The following is a 19,767-nucleotide window of genomic DNA, read 5'->3' as shown; positions in this document are numbered from 1 at the left end:
AATTCGCAACATGATGACAACCCGAGATACAGAAGCCGTTAAAGAGTTGCTGGCTTCTCCTAAGAAAATTGCAATTACAACACACCGAAACCCCGATGGTGATGCTATGGGCTCTTCATTAGGGCTTTACCACTACCTTATAAAAAAAGGGCACTACCCTACGGTTATTGTTCCGAATGATTCCCCTGATTTCCTGGCGTGGCTGCCTGCCACAGAAAAAGTTATGGTTTTTGAAAATGAAACCGGTCCCGCCACAAAAGTACTTGAGGATGCCGATATTATATTTACACTCGATTATAACGCGCTTAGCCGTACAGGAGATAAAATGCAGCAGGCATTACAGCAGCAGGATGGTAAAACATTTATAATGATAGACCACCACCAGGCACCAGATAATTATGCACAATATATGTTTTCTGATACGGCATACGGCTCTACCTGCGAAATGATATACCATTTTATAGACAGTATGTCCGAGAAAAACCTGATTGATACAACAATGGCTACCTGCTTATATACAGGCATCGTTACCGATTCTGGTTCATTCCGTTATCCTTCAACCACAGGCACTACACACCGCATTGCAGCCGAATTTATAGACCTGGGCATAGATAACAGCGCAATACACAGCCTGCTTTATGATAACCACAGCCACAACCGCATTCAAATTTTGGCAAGGGCTTTGCAGAACATGCAGGTAATACCCGCTAACAAAACCTCTTATACCTATATGAGCCATGAAGAGCTTACGGGCTTTGGTAACAGCAAAGGTGATACAGAGGGTATTGTTAACTATGGGCTTAGCATGAAAGATATTGTATTTACAGCATTTTTTACCGAAAATAAGGATGAGGGAATAATAAAGATATCTTTCCGTTCTAAAGGTGATTTTGATGTAAACCAATATGCGAGGGAACATTTTAACGGCGGGGGGCATAAAAATGCTGCCGGCGGAAAATCTACCGATACGCTGGAGGCTACGATAAAAAAATTTATTGCTACATTAGCGCACACTAAAATTGACTGATAATGAAGAAGATGTTATTAACTATTGCCCTGGCTGCAGGGGCTGTACTTACAGGCTGCTCGCAACAGCAGGCACGCAAACCCGTATCGCGTACTTCGGGCTCGGCATTTATAAATGAGTCTGTAGAGCGCAACCGGAAGCTGATAGCTTATGAAGAGGCACAGATAGACTCTATAATAAAAAGTAACCCTGCCATAAAATATATAGCTTCTGATAAAGGCTACTGGTACCACTACGAAATAGAAAACAAGCAGGACACCATTACCCCTAAACGTGGTGATGTTGCCTTTTTTAACTATGAAGTGAAAGACCTTAAAGGGAATGTTATTTATAGCGAGGTAGAGCTTCGCCCGCAGGTATATTATGTAGATAAGCAAAATATCATGATGGGGCTGCGCAGCGGTATAAAGCTGATGAACGAAGGCGAAAAAGTTACTTTTCTTTTCCCAAGTAATATGGGCTACGGCTATCATGGCGACAACAACAAGATAGGTACAAACGAGCCCCTGATATGCACCGTTACCCTTAACGATATTAAACACGAAACCGAAGTAGAAGACAGATAATAATTTAATATTAATGAAACCAATGACAAGTTTGTTTTTAAGTTTAGTTGCAGTTTTATTTTCTTGCAAAAACACAAACACACCACCACCTGATACTAAGCTTGGCGATGGCCTTTATGCAGAGATAGAAACAAATAAAGGTACTATACTGCTTCAGCTTGAATACCAGAAAACCCCTATGACGGTTGCCAACTTTGTCAGCCTTGCCGAAGGCACAAATGATATGGTAACTAACGACCGTAAAGGTAAGCCTTACTATAACGGCCTGAAGTTCCACAGGGTTATAAAAGATTTCATGATACAAACGGGCGACCCTAACGGAGATGGCTCAGGAGGGCCGGGTTATAAATTCGCCGACGAAATTACCGACATGAAGCATGACGGCCCAGGTGTTCTAAGCATGGCAAATGCAGGCCCGGGTACTAACGGGAGCCAGTTTTTTATTACCCACAAAGCTACACCGCACCTTAACGGGCTGCATACTGTTTTTGGCCATGTAATGGGCAACGGTATGGATGTAGTAAATCAGATTGAGCAGGGCGATGAGATGAAATCGGTTAAGATAATTCGCGTTGGGCGTGATGCAAAGAAGTTTAATGCTGAAAAGGTATTTAAACAGTCTTTTGAAAAAGCGCTTGAAGAGCAGAAGAAAAAAGAAGAGCAGCTTGCCAAAACCAAGACTGATAAAGTTGCTTATTTTGCACAGATGAAAGCTGCCGGTAAAACCACAACCTCAGGGCTTACCTATAACATTATACAAAAAGGCGGCGGACAGAAGCCAATTGACGGTGCTACCGTTTATCTTGAATATTCGGGCTATCTTGAAAATGGCACATTATTCGACTCGAGCGAACCTGAAATTGCAAAAGCATTCGGCAACTATATTCCGCAAAAGGATGCAGCAGGCGCTTACAAGCCGATACCTTTCAGGGCCGGAACAAAATCAGGCATGATACCGGGCTTTATAGAGGGTATAGAGCAAATGAATGTGGGCGATAAGATTATAATATTTATCCCTGCACACTTAGGCTATGGCGAAAGGGGCGTTGCCCGCGCCGGCATACCTGCCAATGCTAACCTAATTTTCGAAATTGAAATGATGGGCAGTATGCCTACAGAATAAATTTAAGCGCCCTGCAATGCAGGGCGTTTTTTATTTATGCATTTTATGAACTATACTTATAAAGATAAAAAATCTGGTGGCGAACTGCGCCTTACTTCCGGCAACAGCGGGTTTGACCGTTTATTTTTTGTGCGTGACCGTGCCGATAAGCTTCTAACAATTGCCTGGAACAGGGGCAAAAGCCAGAAAGCTGTAATTGACGAGGTGGAATATGAGTTTCCTGAAGATGCAATTTTACCGCTTGTGGTAAACCAGAGCTTCAGGTTTGAAAATCCTGAAGATATTACCGCATGGCAGTTTAACCGTGATTTTTACTGTATTGTAGATCATGATGAAGAGGTGAGCTGCGTGGGCTTTCTGTTCTATGGTTCGTCTCAGGTTATGTTTGTTTTACTTAATGAAGAAGAAAAAGCAACCATAACCCGGTTACTCGAAACTTTTACAGATGAATTTAAGAACCCTGACAGTATTCAGGGCGAGATGCTGCGGCTGCTTTTGGTAAGGCTTATCATTAATATTACCCGCATGGGTAAGCAGCAGTATGTACCCAGCGGTGCTGATGATGACACACGGTTCGACTTATACCGCCGCTATAACATTATGGTAGAGAACCATTATAAAACACAGCACGAAGTACAATTCTATGCTTCGGCATTAAATAAATCGCCTAAGACATTATCAAATGTTTTTGCCCTTTACGGTAAAAAAACTCCTTTGCAGATAATACAGGAACGCCTTGTTACCGAAGCAAAACGCTTAATGTACTATACAGATAAATCGGTTAAAGAGATTGCCGCCGAAATAGGTTTTGAAGACACCTCACACTTTAGCAGGTTCTTTAAAAAGCAAACCTCATACACCGCAACCGAGTTTAAAAACATACTCAAAAATACAGCTTAAGGAAAAATTGACTGCACGTCGGGAAGTACCTCCATTTTTCAGCATTGCTTTTAGCCGCAACTTTGTACTGTCAATAATGACATACAACAAATTAAACAAGCAATATGAAAAATTTCGCAATTCCGACAAAAGAAGAAGTTTCTGAAAACAACCAGGCTATTTTTGATAAACTGAACAAAGGCCTTGGCATGGTACCTAATCTTTACGCTTATTTCAGTAAAAGTGAAACTGCATTAGGTGATTACCTTACCCTGCAAAACAGGAAAACATCTTTAAGGCCAAAAGAAAAAGAAGTGGTAAACCTTGTAGTAAGCCAGGTAAATAATTGTGAGTACTGCCTTGCAGCACATACCGCAATTGGCAAAATGAACGGTTTTACTGATGAGCAGATCTTAGAAATACGTTCTGGCAAAGCCGGATTTGACAGCAAACTTGATGCGCTTGCCAAATTTACAAAAGATATTACTATTAACAGGGGTACGCCTTCAGCAGATGCACTTACAGCTTTATTTGATGCCGGTTACACCGAAGCAGGGCTTATAGACATTATCATACTTATAGGAGATAAAATGATAAGCAACTTTATACATGGCGCTACAAAGCTTCCGGTAGATTTTCCTGCCGCACCTGCACTTAATTAATAACGGGTGGAGCTAAAAACACAAAAGCGGGCAAATGCCCGCTTTTGTGTTTTATAACTATGCTTTAAACTTCCAGTCAAATTCATCTTTGGCATTTATAATAGCGCCAAGTTCTACACGAATTACTTCGTCAAACTCCGTCTGGATAATAATCCAGTTGGCTTCATTAAAATAATTCTCGAGAGAGTCAAAGGTTTCTTTTTCAAACTCTTTAATACCTTTCTCTTTCAGAGCCTTCTCAGTTTCCTCCCACTCTGCTCCTATTATCTTTCGTGAAAATAATTCGGTATCAGTATGCGATACAATCAGGTAGCCAAACCTGAAATCCTCATCAGCATAAAATGTTATTCTCAGCTTAGCTGAATTGTAGAGGTAAATGATGTTCTTGTCATCATCTTTATACTGCCTGTCGGGAGCGCCTAAAACAGCCTCAACATCCTTCTGTTTCATCCCGAACTTCAGTTCACCAATTCCTTCTTTAAGCTTTATTTCCATATCCGTTTTTTGGTTTATGGCAAAAATACATCTTTTCAGAAACATTTGGCAGCAACGCCATATGGACACACAGGTTTGTTTATGAATTATTTAACACCTCAACACAAAACCACACTACAGAAAAGTGCGTAACAATAATAAACAATCAAAATTATTATCTTATGAATCAAAAATTTACTTTTCTAAACAAAATTATGGTTCTGTTGTTTTTGTCAGGATTTGTATCCATGACAAGCGCACAAACAATAACCGTAACAAACAGTAACGACAGCGGGGCCGGTTCGTTCAGGCAGGCTGTATTGGATGCAGTTGCAGGAGGCACAATTGTTTTTGATGCCGCTACCAATGGCAATGCTATAGTACTTACTTCTCAGGTTATGATAAACAAGAACCTGACCATAAGCGGAAACGGGGAAGGCCAGACCATGATAAGCGGTGACGATGCAACAAGGATATTATCTGTTACCGATACTGATAATCTTACGATAAATAACCTAACCCTTACCAATGGCTATGCTGCCGATAATGGCGGGGCTGTTTTATGTACCAACAGTATGGTAACCCTAAATGATGTAACCATAAACGCAAGCGAAGCCGCAGGGAACAACGTTGGTGAAGGTGGTGGAGCGATATTCAGTTCAGGGGGCTCAGTAACGGCTAATAACTGCACCTTTACCAATAATATGGCATCGGGCACATCGGGTAGCGGTGGCGCTATCTTTACCAGCATGGGCAGTAATCTTTCAGTTTCAGGTGGTACTATTTCAGATAATATGGCAAATCGTGCAGGTGGCGGTATAGAGAGTAACTCCGGAGCTATGGGCACTGTAACCTTAACTAACGTAAACCTTGATGCAAATGAAACAGGACCTAACCCGGGCAATGGTGGCGGATTGCACATAACAGGTGCCGGTAATGCAGTAATAAGCGGCGGTACGGTAAATAATAATATGGCTGCTGCCGAAGGTGGCGGATTATGGAATGGCTCGGGAACTATGACTGTAACCGGAACTGTTATAAGCATGAACACAGCGAGCGGTAACGCTGCAGACCAAGGTGGTGGCGGTATTTATAACCTTAGCGGTACACTACAAATAAATGCCGAAACTATGATAATGAATAATGTCGCCAATGGTACATCGGGCAGTGGCGGTGGTATCCTTAATGATGTTGGTGGAATACTTACCATAACAGGAGCAGAGATTACAGAAAACACATCTAACCGTGCCGGTGGTGGTATCGAGGATAATTCAGGAATGATGGGAAGCGTTACGCTGACTAATGTAATTATATACGATAACGTAACTAACAATGCTCCGGGTAACGGAGGTGGTGTGCACATTACCGGAATGGGCAATATTACCATAACCGGTGGTATGGTAAACGGTAACACTGCCGGAGCTGAAGGCGGGGGACTTTGGAACGGTACAGGCACCATGACTATTGATGGTACTGTAATATCAGGCAACACAGCAAGCGGCGACGGTGCAGACCAAGGTGGCGGAGGTATATATAACCTTAACGGAGGCACTCTGACCATAATGAATGCAACAATTAGCGATAACGTAGCGGACGGCGCTGCGGGAAGCGGAGGAGGAATATTAAATGATGTAGGCTCTATGCTTACCATTACCGATACGGAAATATCAGGTAATACAGCAATGAGAGCCGGTGGCGGTATAGAAGATAATTCAGGCACAAGCACTATAATGCTTACCAATGTAATACTTAATGAAAACACTACCGCAGCAGCTCCCGGTAATGGTGGCGGGCTACATATAACAGGTGGCGGCAGCGCCATGATTAGCGGCGGTAGCGTAACTAATAATACAGCAGCATTGCAGGGCGGTGGACTGTGGAACGGTACAGGCACAATGACGGTAAGCAATGTAATGATAGATGGCAATATAGCGTCGGGTGCATCGGCAGCAGATGGCGGCGGCGGTATATTCAATACAAACGGTACTTTGATTGTAGAGAACAGTACTATTACCAATAATATTGCAAACGGCACATCGGGCAACGGTGGCGGTATATTCAGCGCGGCAGGCGATGTAACTATTTCAGATACCGATATTATGACAAACAGTGCCAACCGTGCAGGCGGGGCTATAGAAATTATAGCAGGTACGCTTACAGTTAATGATTCTGAACTTTCAGGTAACGATGTTAACGGAGGTGCAGGTATGCCAAACCCCGGTAACGGTGGTGCATTACACGTTAGTGGCGCTGCAACAATAGTATTTAACGGCGGTATGGTAAACAACAATATGGCAGCACGCGAAGGCGGTGGCTTGTGGAACCAGACAGGTAGTATTATGACGGTAAACAATGTTACGCTTGATGGTAATACCGCAGCAGGCGGGGCTACAGATGATGGCGGCGGGGCTATATTTAACAACGGAGGAACATTAAATGTAAACGGTTCTACCCTGTCTAACAACGCTGCTACAGGATTACTGGGCAGAGGTGGTGGTATCCACGTTCACATGGGTACAGCTAATGTGATGCTTACTACAATTTCAGGCAATACCGCATTAACCAATGGCGGTGGTATATTTAATAATGCAGAGCTTACTTTAAACGCCAATACAATTACGCTTAACAGTGCTACTATAAGCGGGGGCGGTATATCAAACAGCTCTGAAATGTCACCAATGGTTAAGAACACTATTATAGCAGGTAACCTTGCCGTAGTATCAGGTGCTGATGTGTTTAGTGATGAAGGCATGATTTCTTCAAACGGCTATAACTTGATAGGTATAGATGGTTCAAACGCTTTTGATGCCAACGAAAATGACATAGTGGGTACTTTAGAAAACCCTGTTGATGCCGGGCTTATGCCTTTGGCAGATAATGGCGGGGCAACATTTACACATATGCTTAACTGCCCTAATATAGCTGCTGATATGGGTGACCCGGCTGACGATTTTAATGACCAGACTGGAGCAGCCGTATTTAACGGCAGGCGCGATATAGGAGCTTATGAAGCACAGGAAGTTTGTGTACTTAGTAACGAAGGCTTTACTGCTAATGCTGCGGTAAGCGTTATTTATCCTAACCCGTCGGTTAACGGGATATTTACGCTTAACCTTGCTCCCAACCACAACACAGGTGCTGATATTATGATTTATGAAATTGGTACAGGCAAACTGGTAAAACAGCTAAAAGCCGAAAACATGAATATGGAGATCACGATGAATGGTTATGCTTCAGGCACCTACATTGTTCAGATTGTATCTGATAAGGCTACTGAAACACATAAGGTTGTAATCGCAAAATAGTAATTTTTGTTTTTGTGTGTATTTATTTTAAGTCGAGGCTTCCGATACCGGAAGCCTTTTTTTAATACTCAAAAGTGCCATATTCGCTTTTTATGGTAAGCTTTTTTGATATTCCCTCTTGAGGGGTTATAGGGCTTACCCTGCCCACAATCTGCGCATCAATACCAAATGATTTGGATATAGCAATAATATCCTGCGCTATATTTTCAGGCACATACAGTTCCATTCTGTGACCGCAGTTAAATACTTGGTACATTTCTTTCCAATCGGTACCGCTTTGCTCCTGTATTAGTTTGAACAATGGCGGTACAGGGAACAGGTTATCTTTTATTACGTGTATATTATCTACAAAGTGCAGCACTTTGGTTTGTGCACCTCCGCTGCAATGTACCATGCCGTGTATATCCTTTGGAGTATATTTTTCAAGTATCTTTTTTATAACAGGCGCATACGTGCGCGTTGGCGAAAGCACCAATTTACCGGCATCAAGCGGTGCGCCCTCTACAGCATCGGTAAGTTTTACGCCGCCGCTGTACACCAGTTCCTGCGGTACGGCAGCATCAAAGCTTTCAGGATATTTTTCTGCAAGGTATTTACTAAACACGTCATGGCGGGCGCTGGTAAGGCCATTGCTGCCCATGCCGCCGTTATATTCTTTTTCGTAGGCAGCCTTTCCGAAAGAGGCCAAACCTACAATTACATCGCCTGCCTGAATATTGGCATTATCAATTACATTGCTGCGCTTTATGCGTGCGGTAACGGTAGAGTCTACAATTATGGTGCGCACAAGGTCGCCTACATCGGCCGTTTCGCCACCGGTTGAGTGTATGGTTACACCGAAATTTTTAAGTTCTTCTATCAGTTCTTCGGTACCATTTATTATGGCAGAGATAACTTCGCCCGGTACCAGGTTTTTGTTACGCCCTATAGTTGAAGAAAGCATAATATTATCAACAGCGCCAACGCACAGTAAATCGTCTATGTTCATGATAAGGGCATCCTGTGCTATGCCTTTCCATACTGATATATCGCCTGTTTCCTTCCAATACATATAAGCCAGACTCGACTTAGTACCCGCGCCATCGGCATGCATAATAAGACAGTAGTCCTCATCACCTGTAAGGTAATCAGGCACTATTTTACAGAAAGCTTTAGGGAACAGCCCTTTATCTATATTTTTAATGGCATTGTGTACATCCTCTTTAGAGGCAGAAACTCCCCTTTGGCTGTAGCGTTTGCTGGTATCAGAACTCATGTAGTGTAGTTTGTGTTGTGGCACAAAGATACAGTTAATGAGTCAATTTGAAAATGCGATGATTTGGAAATTTGAAAATTACTCACAGATAACGTAGTACCACTTAAGCAATATTAAGTCATCTTCAAGTTTTCAAATTGGGAAATCTTCAAATCAAATTAAGGATTCTCCAAAACCAGCACCTCAACCCTGCGGTTGGCAGCACGCTCCTCTTCGGTTTTTTCGGGTAACGGGTAAAGTGGTTCTGTGGTACCTAAGCCATCAAAAGTAACACGTTCGCGCTCTATACCGTTTTGCCTTAAAAACATGGCCACCGCCTTGGCGCGGTCATAAGACAGCTTGCGAGGGTCGCCCTCTATACAGCAAATGTGTCCCAGCAGCTTTATTTTAAGCCCCGGGTTGCTGCGCATTATCTCCAGCAGCTCATACAGCCTTGGGCGCGACTCCTCTACAATGGCAAAGGTGTTAAGGTGGAAATTCATGTTTTTAATCTGCAGCTTCTCCCCTGCCTTTGCCTCGCCTACCCGCTTCATAAATTCCACGTCAAGCGGAATAACCTGCCTGCCGCGGCGTGGGTCAGTAACTACAACCTTATCCGGATAGTTAACAGGGGCTTTTTTCTTTGGGGTTGCTTTTATGCCTAAAATTTCATTTTCGCGGTGCAGTTCCTGCTCCGGCAAAAAGTATAAAGTTACCCTACGGTTTTCGGCTTTGTTGCCGCTCATTTTGTGCTGCTCGCCAAAACTGCGGGTTTTAAAATCGTCGCGGGTAGCAACAAAATTTTTTATGGCATTATATACATACATTACCCTGCGCTGTGCCAGTGTGTCGTTGTGTGCAGATGTACCATCTTCATCGGTATAGCCGTTTATGGCAAGCACTTTCGATTTTTTATTGGCAACCATCCAGTCTGCCAGCCTTTGCGTTTGTGCTTTATCCAGTTCGTGCTTGTTACTGTCAAAGTAAACCGAAAACTCCTGCTGCGCTATGGCAAGCAACGGCAATAGGCATAGCAGTATAGCTGTTGTGTATTTTTTCATCCGTAAACCGGTTTTAGCTTAGTAACCCGAAAGCGGTATTTCTATAACGTACTCTTTTCCTGTGCTGTTAGTGAGTTTCCTGTCGCGCAGCCACGGGTTGTGTATCTTTAAAATTTTGTAGTTAATGCCCTGTTCTTTGGCAAACACGGCAAGGTCGGGCACTGATGTATTGGTTACCACTTTTTTAGCAGGAAGCACCGGGTAAGAATCGGCAGGCAACAGGTTAAAACCATACTTAAGCGGGTTTTCCATTATCTGCTTCAGTGCTAGGATACGGAACACGTAACGCGATGTTTCTTCTGTCAGCAGCAGGTCATAATAATTATCTACTCCCTGAAACGATATCTGCCTGTTTACGCCTGCTACGCCCCCATTATAAGAAGCGGCTGCCAGTGTCCATGATCCGAATTTTTCTTTTGCATTTTTAAGGTATCGGCATGCAGCCTCGGTAGATTTTTCAAGGTTATAACGCTCATCCACCTCATCGTTAATTTCCATGCCATACTCTTTGCCTGTTTCGGGCATAAACTGCCACACCCCGCGCGCACCTGCCGGCGACACGGCATTTACAAGCCCGCTTTCTATCACGGCAAGGTATTTAAAATCGTCAGGAACACCGTTCTTTTTAAGTATTGGTTCTATAACGGTAAAGGCGCGGTTAGCCCTTTTTATAATAATCTGCGTAGTAGCATGCAGGTTGGCATTAACCAGCAGTTCCCTGTCCAGCCGTTCACGCACATCAGCTACCTTAAGCGGTGCGGGTTCGCCTGCAAAGTCTATCTTTTCAGGAAAATAATAATTCCCCTCGGTTGACTGTTGCTCTTTTTCTTTACTTACATCATCAGAAACAGCGTGTATCAGCATCCCGCTCATCAATACCACAGAGGCTATAATACCTGTTTTCTTTACCCATTCCATAGTCAAGTGAATTTTATGTTATTTTAAATATATGAGGTTACAGCTACTGCTGCCAAATGTAAACTTACAAAATTGAAGCCAAACTACTGCTATTTTTCTATAATGCCCGGCAGGTTTTCATTCATCCATTTTGCCTTGTTTATTATCATAATATGTGTACCGCCCTTAACTGGAATGTAATCTTTAAGGTACTTACAAGGAAAAACGCCGTCGGCAGTACCATGTATGTGCACTATCTTAGGGTTAGGTTCTGCCCTGCCCCATGTTATTACGGTTTTAAACGCCCAGTCGAGGTATTTCTTATCCCTTACCGAAAGATATTTTTCATACAGGCGCAGCCTTTTGGCAATAAAGCTGTTGCCCCTCGCAAAACGTGCCAGCCAGTGCACACGTTCCATAAGCGCAGTAGGGAAAACCCTGTAAGCCTGCACAAGCTTTGCAAAACGCATGCGCCGCGGAAACTCAAGGTTGCACTTAACACTCGATATGATAATTACTTTTTTTACTGCAATAATATCAGCTATTTCCTGCACCAGCACACCACCAAAAGATACGCCCACAAGCACCGGGTTTTCATGCTTCATGTTCTCTGCAATCCTTTTAGCATAACTGGCAAGCAGCTCATTATCCTCGGGCAGCAGCCATTCTAAAAAGTACATTTCATATTTATCAGGGGGCAGTTTTATATTTTCAAAGATTACCGGGCTGGCAGCAAGCCCGGGCATAAAGTAAACAGGTGTTTTTTCCATCAGGGCTTAGGTTTTAACGCTTAAGCGGCTTCATTTATCGAAAATTATTACGAAATTTGTATAAAATTAAAATATTTATCCGCTTTTGGCGGTATTGCAAATTTAATTTATCAATAAGTTATGAAGTCACGATTGTTTCCGAAAAGCGAAAGGGGTACGGCAGATTACGGATGGCTACAGGCCAATTTTTCGTTTTCTTTTGGTAATTACTATAACCCCGAAATGGTTCAGTTCGGGATGCTGCGTGTACTGAATGACGATACCATAGCCAGCGGCATGGGCTTTGGCACACACCCGCATGATAACATGGAAATTGTTACCATACCGCTGGAAGGCGGGCTAACCCACCGCGACAGCATGGGCAACCAGGCAACGGTGAGGTTTGGCGAGGTACAGGTTATGAGCGCCGGGAAAGGCATACAGCACAGCGAAATGAATGCCAGCCAGACCGAGAGGGCCAAAACACTACAGATATGGCTCTTTCCTGAAATGGAAAATGTTACCCCACGGTATGACCAAAAGGGTTTTGACCTGCAAAATAAGCGAAACAGTTTTGTTCAGGTAGTTTGCCCTCATAATAAGCCTGAGGGTGAAGCATTATGGATTTACCAGCAGGCGTACTTTCACCTGGGGGTGTTTGATGCAGGTCAGGTAGCACATTATGATGTAAAAATACCCGGCAACGGCATTTACCTTTTCCTTATTGAAGGTGAGCTGGAAATTGGCGGGCAAATGGTTATGGAACGTGATGCTTTTGGCGCAATAGAGCTTGAAGGCTTTGATGCGGAAGTAAAGCAACCATCTAAAATATTGATTATCGAAGTCCCAATGAAGCACAATTAGAACTATGGAAGTAAAAGACAACGAATTTCAGAGGCAGTTTGAAACTGCTGTAAACGGGCAGCAACTGTCGGTAGAATATTCCATACAGGAAAGGAAACTGTTTCTTACAAGGATAAATACTCCTGAAAATTTTGAAGATGAAACAGCAGTAGCCGACTTTATTAAGGAGATACTTGCTATTGCTGAAGATAAGCGACTACGTGTTGTGCCCGTTCACCCGAAGGCCGCCGCTTTTTTCAGGAAAAATCCACAGTATAAAGAAATGCTCCCTCCGGGAATACGCATATAATGGAAACACCGCCCTGCCCGCTGTGCAGGGCAAACACTATTTTATACCACAAACAAAAGGAACATGTTTTCATGCAGTGCAGCAACTGCTGCTCTGTAATGCTGCATCCGCAATTTTACCTAAGTGCGGAAGACGAAGCGGTACACTACCGCCAACACAACAATAATGCATCTGATACTAACTACCAAAAGTTTATCAGCCCTGTAACGAAACGCATATTACAAGATTTTAAAAGGGAAGATGTAGGGCTCGACTTTGGTTCGGGTACAGGCTCAGCTGTTGTAAGAGTGCTTGAGGACAATCACTATTGCATTAAGCAATATGATCCTTTTTTTCACGTCGATACAACCGTATTGGAGCAGAAGTATAATTATATAACCTGTACCGAGGTTGCCGAGCATTTTAAAAATCCTTACAAGGAATTTGAATTACTGCGCAAACTACTCCGCCCGGAAGGAAAACTATATATAATGACCGAGTTTTTTGATGCCGAAAAAGACTTTGGCTCATGGTATTATAAAAACGACCCTACACACGTTTTCTTTTATCACAAAAATGCATTCGAATGGATAAAAGATACCTTTGACTATAAAGATTTATATATTGAAAAGCGGCTTGTAGTACTGAGTTTATAGTTAGCCTGCAAATACAGGCTCTTCCACAAAACTGAACCTTACCAGCCCGTCATCATCAATCTTGGTAAGTGTAACTTCGTGCAATGTGTTTACCAGCTCCGGGTTCCACGGTGCTTTTACCTTTACATAATTTTCAGTAAATCCGTGTATATAGCCTTCTTTGTTTTCTCCCTCAAAAAGCACGGTAAGGGTATTGCCCAACTGGCTTTCATAAAAAGCCCTGCGCTTTTTTACTGATAAGCCCCTTAGCATTTTACTGCGCTTGCTGCGCACATTTAAAGGCACTACGCCATCCATTCCGGCGGCTGGGGTGTTGTCACGCTCACTATAGGTAAACACGTGCAGATAGGATATATTAAGGCTGTTAAGGTAGTTATAGGTTTCAAGGAAATGTTCATCAGTTTCACCCGGAAAACCTACAATAACATCTACACCAATACAGGCGTGCGGCATCACCTTGCGGATGCGCTCCACACGTTCGGTATATACCTCGCGCATGTAGCGGCGGCGCATCAGCTTTAGTATGTCATTACTGCCGGATTGCAGCGGTATATGGAAATGCGGTACAAATGTCCGGCTTTGTGCTACAAAATCTATTGTTTCATTTTTAAGCAGGTTAGGCTCAATAGAAGAAATACGCAGGCGCTCTATCCCTTCTACCCTGTCAAGTTCCTGCACCAGCTCATAAAAAGTATGCTCATGCTTTTTATTGCCGAACTCCCCTTTACCGTAATCGCCAATATTTACACCTGTAAGTACAATTTCCTTAATATTCTGCGCAGAAATCTCCGCAGCATTTTTAAGTACATTCTCTAACGTGTCGCTACGCGAAATACCCCTTGCCAATGGTATGGTACAATAGGTACATTTATAATCGCAGCCATCCTGCACTTTAAGGAAAGCGCGCGTGCGGTCGCCGATAGAATAGCTGCCCACATAAAAATCGGCTTCGGCTATTTCGCAACTGTGCACCTCTCCCATATCGTTTTTAGAAAGGTCGTTTATATAATCGGTAATCTTAAACTTTTCGGTAGCCCCCAAAACAAGGTCAACCCCATCTACTGCGGCAAGTTCCTCAGGCTTTAGCTGTGCATAGCAGCCTACTGCGGCAACAAAGGCTTTATCATTCTTTTTAAGTGCTTTTTTTACTATCTGCTTAAACTGTTTATCGGCATTTTCGGTAACCGAACACGTGTTTATAACATATATATCAGCTGCATCTTCAAAATCAACACGGTCAAAACCTTCATCCTGAAAACTGCGCGCAATGGTAGATGTCTCTGAAAAATTCAGTTTGCATCCGAGTGTATAAAAAGCGACTTTCTTCCTGTTTTCCATTCTCTCCGCCTGCTGCAAAGCAGTAAGTTTTATTTATATTTACCCTTTATAAAAAGAGGTTGCAAATTTACACACAAAATTCTATTTGATGAAATCATTAAGATACTATATATCAATTTGTTGCTTAACGCTTTTATTTGCATCCTGCTCTGATTCACAAAAACTAAACCGCGATCATCTTGTTTTCCGCTATAACGAAAATGCCGCCGTTAACTCGCTTGACCCTGCTTTTTCGAGAACAAGGCCATCTATATGGGTCTGCAACCAGTTGTTTAACGGGCTGGTACAGCTTGATGACAGCCTTAATGTGCAGCCCGATATTGCAAAAAGATGGCAGATAGCCGAAGATGGCAAAACCTATACATTTGTACTGCGTAATGATGTTTACTTCCATAAAAGCGGGGTGTTTGGCGCCGACAGTACCCGAGCCGTTACTGCCGCCGATTTTGAGTACAGCTTTAGCCGCCTGCTGGATGAAAACGTTGCTGCCCCGGGCAGGTGGATATTACAGAATGTGGAAACTTTTAAGGCAGTTAATGACAGTATTTTTGAGATAAAACTGAACAAAACATTCCCTGCGTTTTTAGGATTGCTTACCATGAAATATGCATCGGTGGTGCCGCATGAGGCTTTTGAAAAATCCGGATATGATTTCCGTTCTAACCCGGTGGGCACAGGGCCTTTCCGTTTCAAAATATGGGAAGAGAACATAAAGCTGGTATTACGGAAAAACCATCTTTACTACGAAAAAGACAAAGCAGGCAACCGCCTGCCTTATCTTGAGGCCGTAGCCATAACCTTTTTACCTGACAAGCAAAGCGGCTTTTTGCAATTTGTTCAGGGCAGGCAGGATTTCGTGTCGGGGCTGGACCCGTCTTACAAAGACGAAATACTGACCCCAAAGGGTGGTCTACAGCCCGAATATACTACAACGGTAGATATGATAACAGGCCCTTACCTCAACACCGAATATATGGGCTTCAGGCTGGATGGCGCAGACGAAGCAGTTAAGGACAAACGTATTCGCCAGGCTATGAATTACGGATTTGACCGTGCTAAAATGATAATGTACCTGCGGAACGGTATGGGTACACCTGCCACTCATGGCATGATACCGACAGGACTTGGTGGATATGGCACTAAAGGCTATAATTACAACCCTGCAAAGGCAAGAGAGCTTATAGCTGATTATAAGAAGGATAACGGCAACAAACAACCTGTGGTAAGGATGAGTACCAGTGCATCCTATCTTGATATTGCCGAGTACCTGCAACGCGAATGGCAAAAGCTGGGGCTTAAAGTTGAGGTAGATGTTAACCCGCCTTCTACGCTTACACAGGCTATAAGCAATGGTAAGGTATCATTCTTTAAGGCAAGCTGGATAGCCGATTACCCTGATGCCGAAAACTACCTGTCTCTATTTTACAGTAAGAACTTTTCGCCTGGCGGGCCTAATTATACTCACTTTAAAAACGCCGAATTCGACAGGTTGTACGAAAAAGCCTTTACTGTTATAAATGATAAAGAACGATTTGCATTATACCGAAAAATGGATAGTATTGTAATGGAAGAAGCACCTGTTGTACCCCTGTTTTATGACAAGGCAGCACGCTTTACCCGAAAAAATGTTTCAGGTTTGGGTATAAACCCGCTTAACCTTTTGGTGCTTAAACAGGTTAAAAAGAAAAACGGTTAGCGGCGTTTGCGTTTGTTTTTGCGCCAGTCCCACGGCGCTACAGGGTTATTATCTGCCCAAAGGCCAACATTCTCCGCACGTGCCTGTTCTTCAATAGCTGCCAGTTCATCACTATCAGAATAATCTTTGTAATGCCATGCAAGTCCGGCCTTTACAAGTTCCTGGTTAACATTTATGCCATCATCTGTAAAAACAGTGCCTACTACCCTGCCGTATCGGTCGCGTTTGCCGCCTGCCTCAACAGTAACCGTTTTGCCAAAGCAAAGGTCAGATGCAAACTTCTTAGCTGCCTTGCCAAACGGCTGTGCACTTTCGGGGCAGTCAATTTCTGCCAGCCGAACGCGCTCTGTTTGCCCATCGTATAACACTTCAAAAGTATCGCCGTCTTTAATACCCACTACTTTACCTGTAAAGGTTTTAAGGGCTCGCACCTCTTTCTTATCACGTGGCTGTGGACGCTCAGTACGCTTTTCAGGCTGAAAGCCATCGTGCGATGGTTCCTGTTTCTGGTAATTACGGTATAGTGCTAAAACAGCGAAAGCCAGCACAATGAGCAGGCTTCCTATACTGTATTTCTTTTTTGTTTTTCGTCTTGCCATAGCAACTAACCGTCTTTACGCCATTGTTTGGTTTCTTCAAAAACGTGTTCCAGTATGGCTGCATCCTGCTCTGTAAAATCTACATTACGGCGCGACATTACAATTTTAGCGGTTTCGAATGCTTTTTTGGTGATGTAGGTTGTAAAGCCGGAAGCCCCTCCCCATGAAAAGCTCGGTACAAAATTGCGCGGAAAGCCTGCCCCGAAAATATTGGCACTAACGCCTACAACTGTACCGGTATTAAACATGGTGTTGATACCGCATTTGCTGTGGTCGCCCATCATAAGCCCGCAAAACTGAAGCCCTGTTTTGGCGAAAATGCCTTTTTCATAGCTCCACAGTTTTACCTCTTCATAGTTGTTTTTAAGGTTACTGTTGTTCGTATCCGCACCAAGGTTACACCATTCGCCTAACACCGAGTTCCCTAAAAATCCGTCGTGCCCTTTATTGGAATAGCCAAACAGCACCGAGTTACTTACCTCTCCGCCAATGCGCGAGTGCGGCCCTACGGTGGTAGCGCCATATACTTTTGTTGCCAGTTTTACCTGGGCACCTTCGCAAAGTGCAAACGGCCCGCGTATTACAGAGTTTTCCATAATTTCGGTATCCCTGCCAATATATATTGGCCCAGTGGAGGCATTAAGGGTAACAAACTCAAGCTTTGCGCCTTCTTCTATAAAAATGTTATGTGGTGCTATTGTGTTTACGCTGGCAGGTATAGGCTGCGATACACGGCCTTCGGTAAGCAGTTCAAAATCTTCACGTATGGCGGCATCATTCTTTGCAAAAATATCCCACGGGTTTTCTACCCTTAGGCAATCGCCACTGTACTCTATAATATCATAAGTGTCAAAATCAACTTCTTCCTGCGTGTCTTTAGTAAAAAAAGCAATAACATCTTCACCATAAAACAAAGCCTGGTTTTCTTCTAAAGACTGCACCATTTCGGCCATATCTTCCGTTGGCAGGAAAGAGGCATTTATCATAATGTTCTCTTCCATTTCTACCATCGGATATTTTTCCATCAGGTACTCTTCGGTAAGGGTTGTTGTGGTATAACCCAGATGCTTTTCCCATTTTTCGCGTATGGTAAGTATGCCTATGCGAATATCGGCTACGGGCCTTGTAAAAGTAAACGGCAGCAGGGCGTTGCGCACGGGGCCGTCAAAAAGTATGTAGTTCATGGTGTTGCTTAGTTTTAGCCCCAAAAATAGTTAAATATGTTGTAACACGGCAATAGCCGGTATATTGTTTATTTGTTATGCTTTGCAATAGGGCATAAAAAAAGCCTTCCGGTACCGGAAGGCTTAGTATTGTTGCAAAAGCAAAAATTACTTTTTGAATTTTGCATATTTATTTTTGAACTTGTCGATACGTCCAGCGGTATCGATAAGTTTAGATTTACCTGTATAGAAAGGGTGTGATGTCCTGGAAATTTCCATTTTTACCACCGGATACTCAACTCCGTCCACTTCAATTGTTTCTTTTGTATCTGCTGTAGATTTAGTAAGGAACACATCATCGTTAGACATGTCTTTGAATGCTACTAATCTGTAATTTTCCGGGTGAATACCTTTTTTCATTTTTGTAAATTGTTATTTTGTTATGGCTGCAACCCCGTTTTGCGGCTTCCTGTTTACAGAAAGGTATAAACGTTTTTACAACTTTTTGTTTTTAAACATTTTAATTTCAGAGTGCAAAAGTACAATTATTTTTTTAATATCAAATAGCTGTAAATATTTTTTTCGCTGTAACATAGCATGTTTTATGGCGACTGATTGTACAGTAATTAGTATATTTGTAAACTTAAAAAACCAACAATTATGAGCAAAACTACCTCACCAGCAAAAGCAGCCTTACCTTACGGAACTGTGTTTGGCATAATAATGATTGTAGAACTTGTTTTAGGTTATACATTAAAATTAAATGCTCAGACAGACCCAACGGTAGGAATAGTAATTAACTTACTGAATTATATTGTTTTACCTGCTATATTCATTACCCTTGCCTGCAAAAGCTTTAAAAACATAAACGGTGGTTATGCCACTTTTGGGCAATGCCTTAAGGCAGGTGTTACAGTAAACGTGTTTGCAGCTTTTTTATTCGCCGTGTTTAACATCATATTTAATTATATAGTGCCTGAGTTTGCAGACGAGATGTATGCACAGATGGCAGAGATAACAGCGAAGCAAAACCCTCAAATGACATCGGAGCAGTTAAAGATGGCTCTTGAATGGACGAAAATGTTCATGAACCCCTTTGTATCTGCACCTTTCATTATAATTGTATATGCTCTTGACGGACTTGTAGTATCTCTGATAGTAGGTGCTGTAGTTAAAAAAGACAACCCGGGCGCATTTTAATACCAT

20 protein-coding genes are annotated in these 19,767 nt (G+C 42.8%); 11 read left to right on the top strand and 9 right to left on the bottom strand.

The window, feature by feature from the left end; translation table 11 throughout:
* Positions 1-13 precede the first annotated feature (13 nt).
* The 5 genes from KJK34_RS00190 to KJK34_RS00170 all read left to right on the top strand — a co-directional run bounded on the left by KJK34_RS00190 (position 14) and on the right by KJK34_RS00170 (position 4,257).
* Positions 14-1,027: a DHH family phosphoesterase gene (locus tag KJK34_RS00190; protein ID WP_223052302.1), complete on the top strand. Its 1,014-nt coding sequence runs from the start codon at positions 14-16 to the stop codon at positions 1,025-1,027.
* A gap of 2 nt (positions 1,028-1,029) precedes the next feature.
* Complete coding sequence (gldI, locus tag KJK34_RS00185; RefSeq protein WP_223051827.1) at positions 1,030-1,593, top strand: gliding motility-associated peptidyl-prolyl isomerase GldI; 564 nt, start codon at positions 1,030-1,032, stop codon at positions 1,591-1,593.
* 13 nt (positions 1,594-1,606) lie between these two features.
* Positions 1,607-2,716 carry a peptidylprolyl isomerase gene (locus KJK34_RS00180; RefSeq protein WP_223051826.1) on the top strand — a complete coding sequence of 370 codons (1,110 nt, stop codon included), beginning with the start codon at positions 1,607-1,609 and terminating at the stop codon, positions 2,714-2,716.
* Positions 2,717-2,761: 45 nt separating this feature from the next.
* Entirely contained in the window at positions 2,762-3,616 is an 855-nt protein-coding gene (locus KJK34_RS00175) for a helix-turn-helix domain-containing protein (RefSeq protein ID WP_223051825.1), read from the top strand.
* A gap of 104 nt (positions 3,617-3,720) precedes the next feature.
* Positions 3,721-4,257 (top strand): carboxymuconolactone decarboxylase family protein, encoded by a 537-nt coding sequence (locus tag KJK34_RS00170; protein ID WP_223051824.1) that lies wholly within the window; start codon positions 3,721-3,723, stop codon positions 4,255-4,257.
* A 57-nt stretch (positions 4,258-4,314) separates the two neighbouring features.
* On the opposite strand, the gene KJK34_RS00165 is transcribed toward KJK34_RS00170, so the two are convergent.
* Complete coding sequence (locus KJK34_RS00165; RefSeq protein WP_223051823.1) at positions 4,315-4,752, bottom strand: hypothetical protein; 438 nt, start codon at positions 4,750-4,752, stop codon at positions 4,315-4,317.
* 161 nt (positions 4,753-4,913) lie between these two features.
* On the opposite strand from KJK34_RS00165, the gene KJK34_RS00160 reads away from it, so the two are divergent.
* Complete coding sequence (locus KJK34_RS00160) at positions 4,914-8,036, top strand: T9SS type A sorting domain-containing protein (RefSeq protein WP_223051822.1); 3,123 nt, start codon at positions 4,914-4,916, stop codon at positions 8,034-8,036.
* A 61-nt stretch (positions 8,037-8,097) separates the two neighbouring features.
* Here the strand turns inward: KJK34_RS00160 and KJK34_RS00155 are convergent, their stop codons facing one another.
* The 4 genes from KJK34_RS00155 to KJK34_RS00140 form a co-directional block, all read right to left on the bottom strand.
* A complete protein-coding gene (locus KJK34_RS00155; RefSeq protein ID WP_223051821.1) occupies positions 8,098-9,291 on the bottom strand; it encodes an AIR synthase related protein in 1,194 nt (397 codons plus the stop codon).
* A 158-nt stretch (positions 9,292-9,449) separates the two neighbouring features.
* A complete protein-coding gene (locus tag KJK34_RS00150; protein WP_223051820.1) occupies positions 9,450-10,331 on the bottom strand; it encodes an OmpA family protein in 882 nt (293 codons plus the stop codon).
* Between the two features lie 18 nt (positions 10,332-10,349).
* Positions 10,350-11,249, bottom strand: a complete 900-nt coding sequence (locus KJK34_RS00145; protein ID WP_223051819.1) for a lytic transglycosylase domain-containing protein — start codon at positions 11,247-11,249, stop codon at positions 10,350-10,352.
* Positions 11,250-11,338: 89 nt separating this feature from the next.
* Positions 11,339-11,998 carry an alpha/beta hydrolase gene (locus KJK34_RS00140; RefSeq protein ID WP_223051818.1) on the bottom strand — a complete coding sequence of 220 codons (660 nt, stop codon included), beginning with the start codon at positions 11,996-11,998 and terminating at the stop codon, positions 11,339-11,341.
* Between the two features lie 120 nt (positions 11,999-12,118).
* On the opposite strand from KJK34_RS00140, the gene KJK34_RS00135 reads away from it, so the two are divergent.
* Genes KJK34_RS00135 through KJK34_RS00125 form a run of 3 tightly spaced genes read left to right on the top strand, consistent with a single transcriptional unit; the run spans position 12,119 to position 13,765 of the window.
* On the top strand, positions 12,119-12,841 hold the full coding sequence (locus tag KJK34_RS00135) for a pirin family protein (protein WP_223051817.1): 723 nt from the start codon (positions 12,119-12,121) through the stop codon (positions 12,839-12,841).
* A gap of 4 nt (positions 12,842-12,845) precedes the next feature.
* Positions 12,846-13,130: a GNAT family N-acetyltransferase gene (locus KJK34_RS00130; protein ID WP_223051816.1), complete on the top strand. Its 285-nt coding sequence runs from the start codon at positions 12,846-12,848 to the stop codon at positions 13,128-13,130.
* On the top strand, positions 13,130-13,765 hold the full coding sequence (locus KJK34_RS00125) for a class I SAM-dependent methyltransferase (RefSeq protein WP_223051815.1): 636 nt from the start codon (positions 13,130-13,132) through the stop codon (positions 13,763-13,765). Before KJK34_RS00130 ends, KJK34_RS00125 begins: the two co-directional genes overlap by 1 nt.
* Here KJK34_RS00125 and mtaB read toward each other — a convergent pair whose 3' ends face one another.
* On the bottom strand, positions 13,766-15,103 hold the full coding sequence (gene mtaB, locus KJK34_RS00120; protein ID WP_223051814.1) for a tRNA (N(6)-L-threonylcarbamoyladenosine(37)-C(2))-methylthiotransferase MtaB: 1,338 nt from the start codon (positions 15,101-15,103) through the stop codon (positions 13,766-13,768).
* Positions 15,104-15,191: 88 nt separating this feature from the next.
* Between mtaB and KJK34_RS00115 the strand changes: the two genes are divergently transcribed.
* Positions 15,192-16,799: an ABC transporter substrate-binding protein gene (locus KJK34_RS00115; RefSeq protein WP_223051813.1), complete on the top strand. Its 1,608-nt coding sequence runs from the start codon at positions 15,192-15,194 to the stop codon at positions 16,797-16,799.
* Here the strand turns inward: KJK34_RS00115 and KJK34_RS00110 are convergent.
* From KJK34_RS00110 to KJK34_RS00100, 3 genes are all read right to left on the bottom strand, one after another.
* A complete protein-coding gene (locus KJK34_RS00110) occupies positions 16,796-17,398 on the bottom strand; it encodes a thermonuclease family protein (RefSeq protein ID WP_223051812.1) in 603 nt (200 codons plus the stop codon). The two genes, KJK34_RS00115 and KJK34_RS00110, sit on opposite strands and share 4 nt — an antisense overlap.
* 5 nt (positions 17,399-17,403) lie before the next feature.
* The gene (locus KJK34_RS00105; protein ID WP_223051811.1) at positions 17,404-18,582 is read right to left on the bottom strand and encodes a GlmU family protein; all 1,179 of its coding nucleotides are present in this window, start codon (positions 18,580-18,582) and stop codon (positions 17,404-17,406) included.
* 147 nt (positions 18,583-18,729) lie between these two features.
* Complete coding sequence (locus KJK34_RS00100) at positions 18,730-18,981, bottom strand: type B 50S ribosomal protein L31 (protein ID WP_223051810.1); 252 nt, start codon at positions 18,979-18,981, stop codon at positions 18,730-18,732.
* Positions 18,982-19,221: 240 nt separating this feature from the next.
* Here KJK34_RS00100 and KJK34_RS00095 point away from each other — a divergent pair, with 240 nt between their 5' ends.
* Positions 19,222-19,761, top strand: coding sequence for a DUF4199 domain-containing protein (locus tag KJK34_RS00095; protein ID WP_223051809.1), 540 nt, complete (start codon positions 19,222-19,224; stop codon positions 19,759-19,761).
* Positions 19,762-19,767: the final 6 nt, after the last annotated feature.

It is taken from the genome of Flavobacterium coralii (assembly GCF_019891545.1).
GTDB classification, from domain to species: Bacteria; Bacteroidota; Bacteroidia; order Flavobacteriales; family Flavobacteriaceae; genus Flavobacterium; species Flavobacterium coralii.
The sequence above is the reverse complement of the archived record's forward strand: the minus strand, read 5'-3'. Positions and strand labels throughout refer to the sequence as shown.

Excerpts from the sequence above, each read along its gene's own strand:
- KJK34_RS00190 (WP_223052302.1), top strand. The coding sequence starts at position 14 with ATGACAACCCGAGATACAGAAGCCGTTAAAGAGTTGCTGGCTTCTCCT.
- gldI (WP_223051827.1), top strand. The coding sequence starts at position 1,030 with ATGAAGAAGATGTTATTAACTATTGCCCTGGCTGCAGGGGCTGTACTT.
- KJK34_RS00180 (WP_223051826.1), top strand. The coding sequence starts at position 1,607 with ATGAAACCAATGACAAGTTTGTTTTTAAGTTTAGTTGCAGTTTTATTT.
- KJK34_RS00175 (WP_223051825.1), top strand. The coding sequence starts at position 2,762 with ATGAACTATACTTATAAAGATAAAAAATCTGGTGGCGAACTGCGCCTT.
- KJK34_RS00170 (WP_223051824.1), top strand. The coding sequence starts at position 3,721 with ATGAAAAATTTCGCAATTCCGACAAAAGAAGAAGTTTCTGAAAACAAC.
- KJK34_RS00165 (WP_223051823.1), bottom strand. The coding sequence starts at position 4,752 with ATGGAAATAAAGCTTAAAGAAGGAATTGGTGAACTGAAGTTCGGGATG.
- KJK34_RS00160 (WP_223051822.1), top strand. The coding sequence starts at position 4,914 with ATGAATCAAAAATTTACTTTTCTAAACAAAATTATGGTTCTGTTGTTT.
- KJK34_RS00155 (WP_223051821.1), bottom strand. The coding sequence starts at position 9,291 with ATGAGTTCTGATACCAGCAAACGCTACAGCCAAAGGGGAGTTTCTGCC.
- KJK34_RS00150 (WP_223051820.1), bottom strand. The coding sequence starts at position 10,331 with ATGAAAAAATACACAACAGCTATACTGCTATGCCTATTGCCGTTGCTT.
- KJK34_RS00145 (WP_223051819.1), bottom strand. The coding sequence starts at position 11,249 with ATGGAATGGGTAAAGAAAACAGGTATTATAGCCTCTGTGGTATTGATG.
- KJK34_RS00140 (WP_223051818.1), bottom strand. The coding sequence starts at position 11,998 with ATGGAAAAAACACCTGTTTACTTTATGCCCGGGCTTGCTGCCAGCCCG.
- KJK34_RS00135 (WP_223051817.1), top strand. The coding sequence starts at position 12,119 with ATGAAGTCACGATTGTTTCCGAAAAGCGAAAGGGGTACGGCAGATTAC.
- KJK34_RS00130 (WP_223051816.1), top strand. The coding sequence starts at position 12,846 with ATGGAAGTAAAAGACAACGAATTTCAGAGGCAGTTTGAAACTGCTGTA.
- KJK34_RS00125 (WP_223051815.1), top strand. The coding sequence starts at position 13,130 with ATGGAAACACCGCCCTGCCCGCTGTGCAGGGCAAACACTATTTTATAC.
- mtaB (WP_223051814.1), bottom strand. The coding sequence starts at position 15,103 with ATGGAAAACAGGAAGAAAGTCGCTTTTTATACACTCGGATGCAAACTG.
- KJK34_RS00115 (WP_223051813.1), top strand. The coding sequence starts at position 15,192 with ATGAAATCATTAAGATACTATATATCAATTTGTTGCTTAACGCTTTTA.
- KJK34_RS00110 (WP_223051812.1), bottom strand. The coding sequence starts at position 17,398 with ATGGCAAGACGAAAAACAAAAAAGAAATACAGTATAGGAAGCCTGCTC.
- KJK34_RS00105 (WP_223051811.1), bottom strand. The coding sequence starts at position 18,582 with ATGAACTACATACTTTTTGACGGCCCCGTGCGCAACGCCCTGCTGCCG.
- KJK34_RS00100 (WP_223051810.1), bottom strand. The coding sequence starts at position 18,981 with ATGAAAAAAGGTATTCACCCGGAAAATTACAGATTAGTAGCATTCAAA.
- KJK34_RS00095 (WP_223051809.1), top strand. The coding sequence starts at position 19,222 with ATGAGCAAAACTACCTCACCAGCAAAAGCAGCCTTACCTTACGGAACT.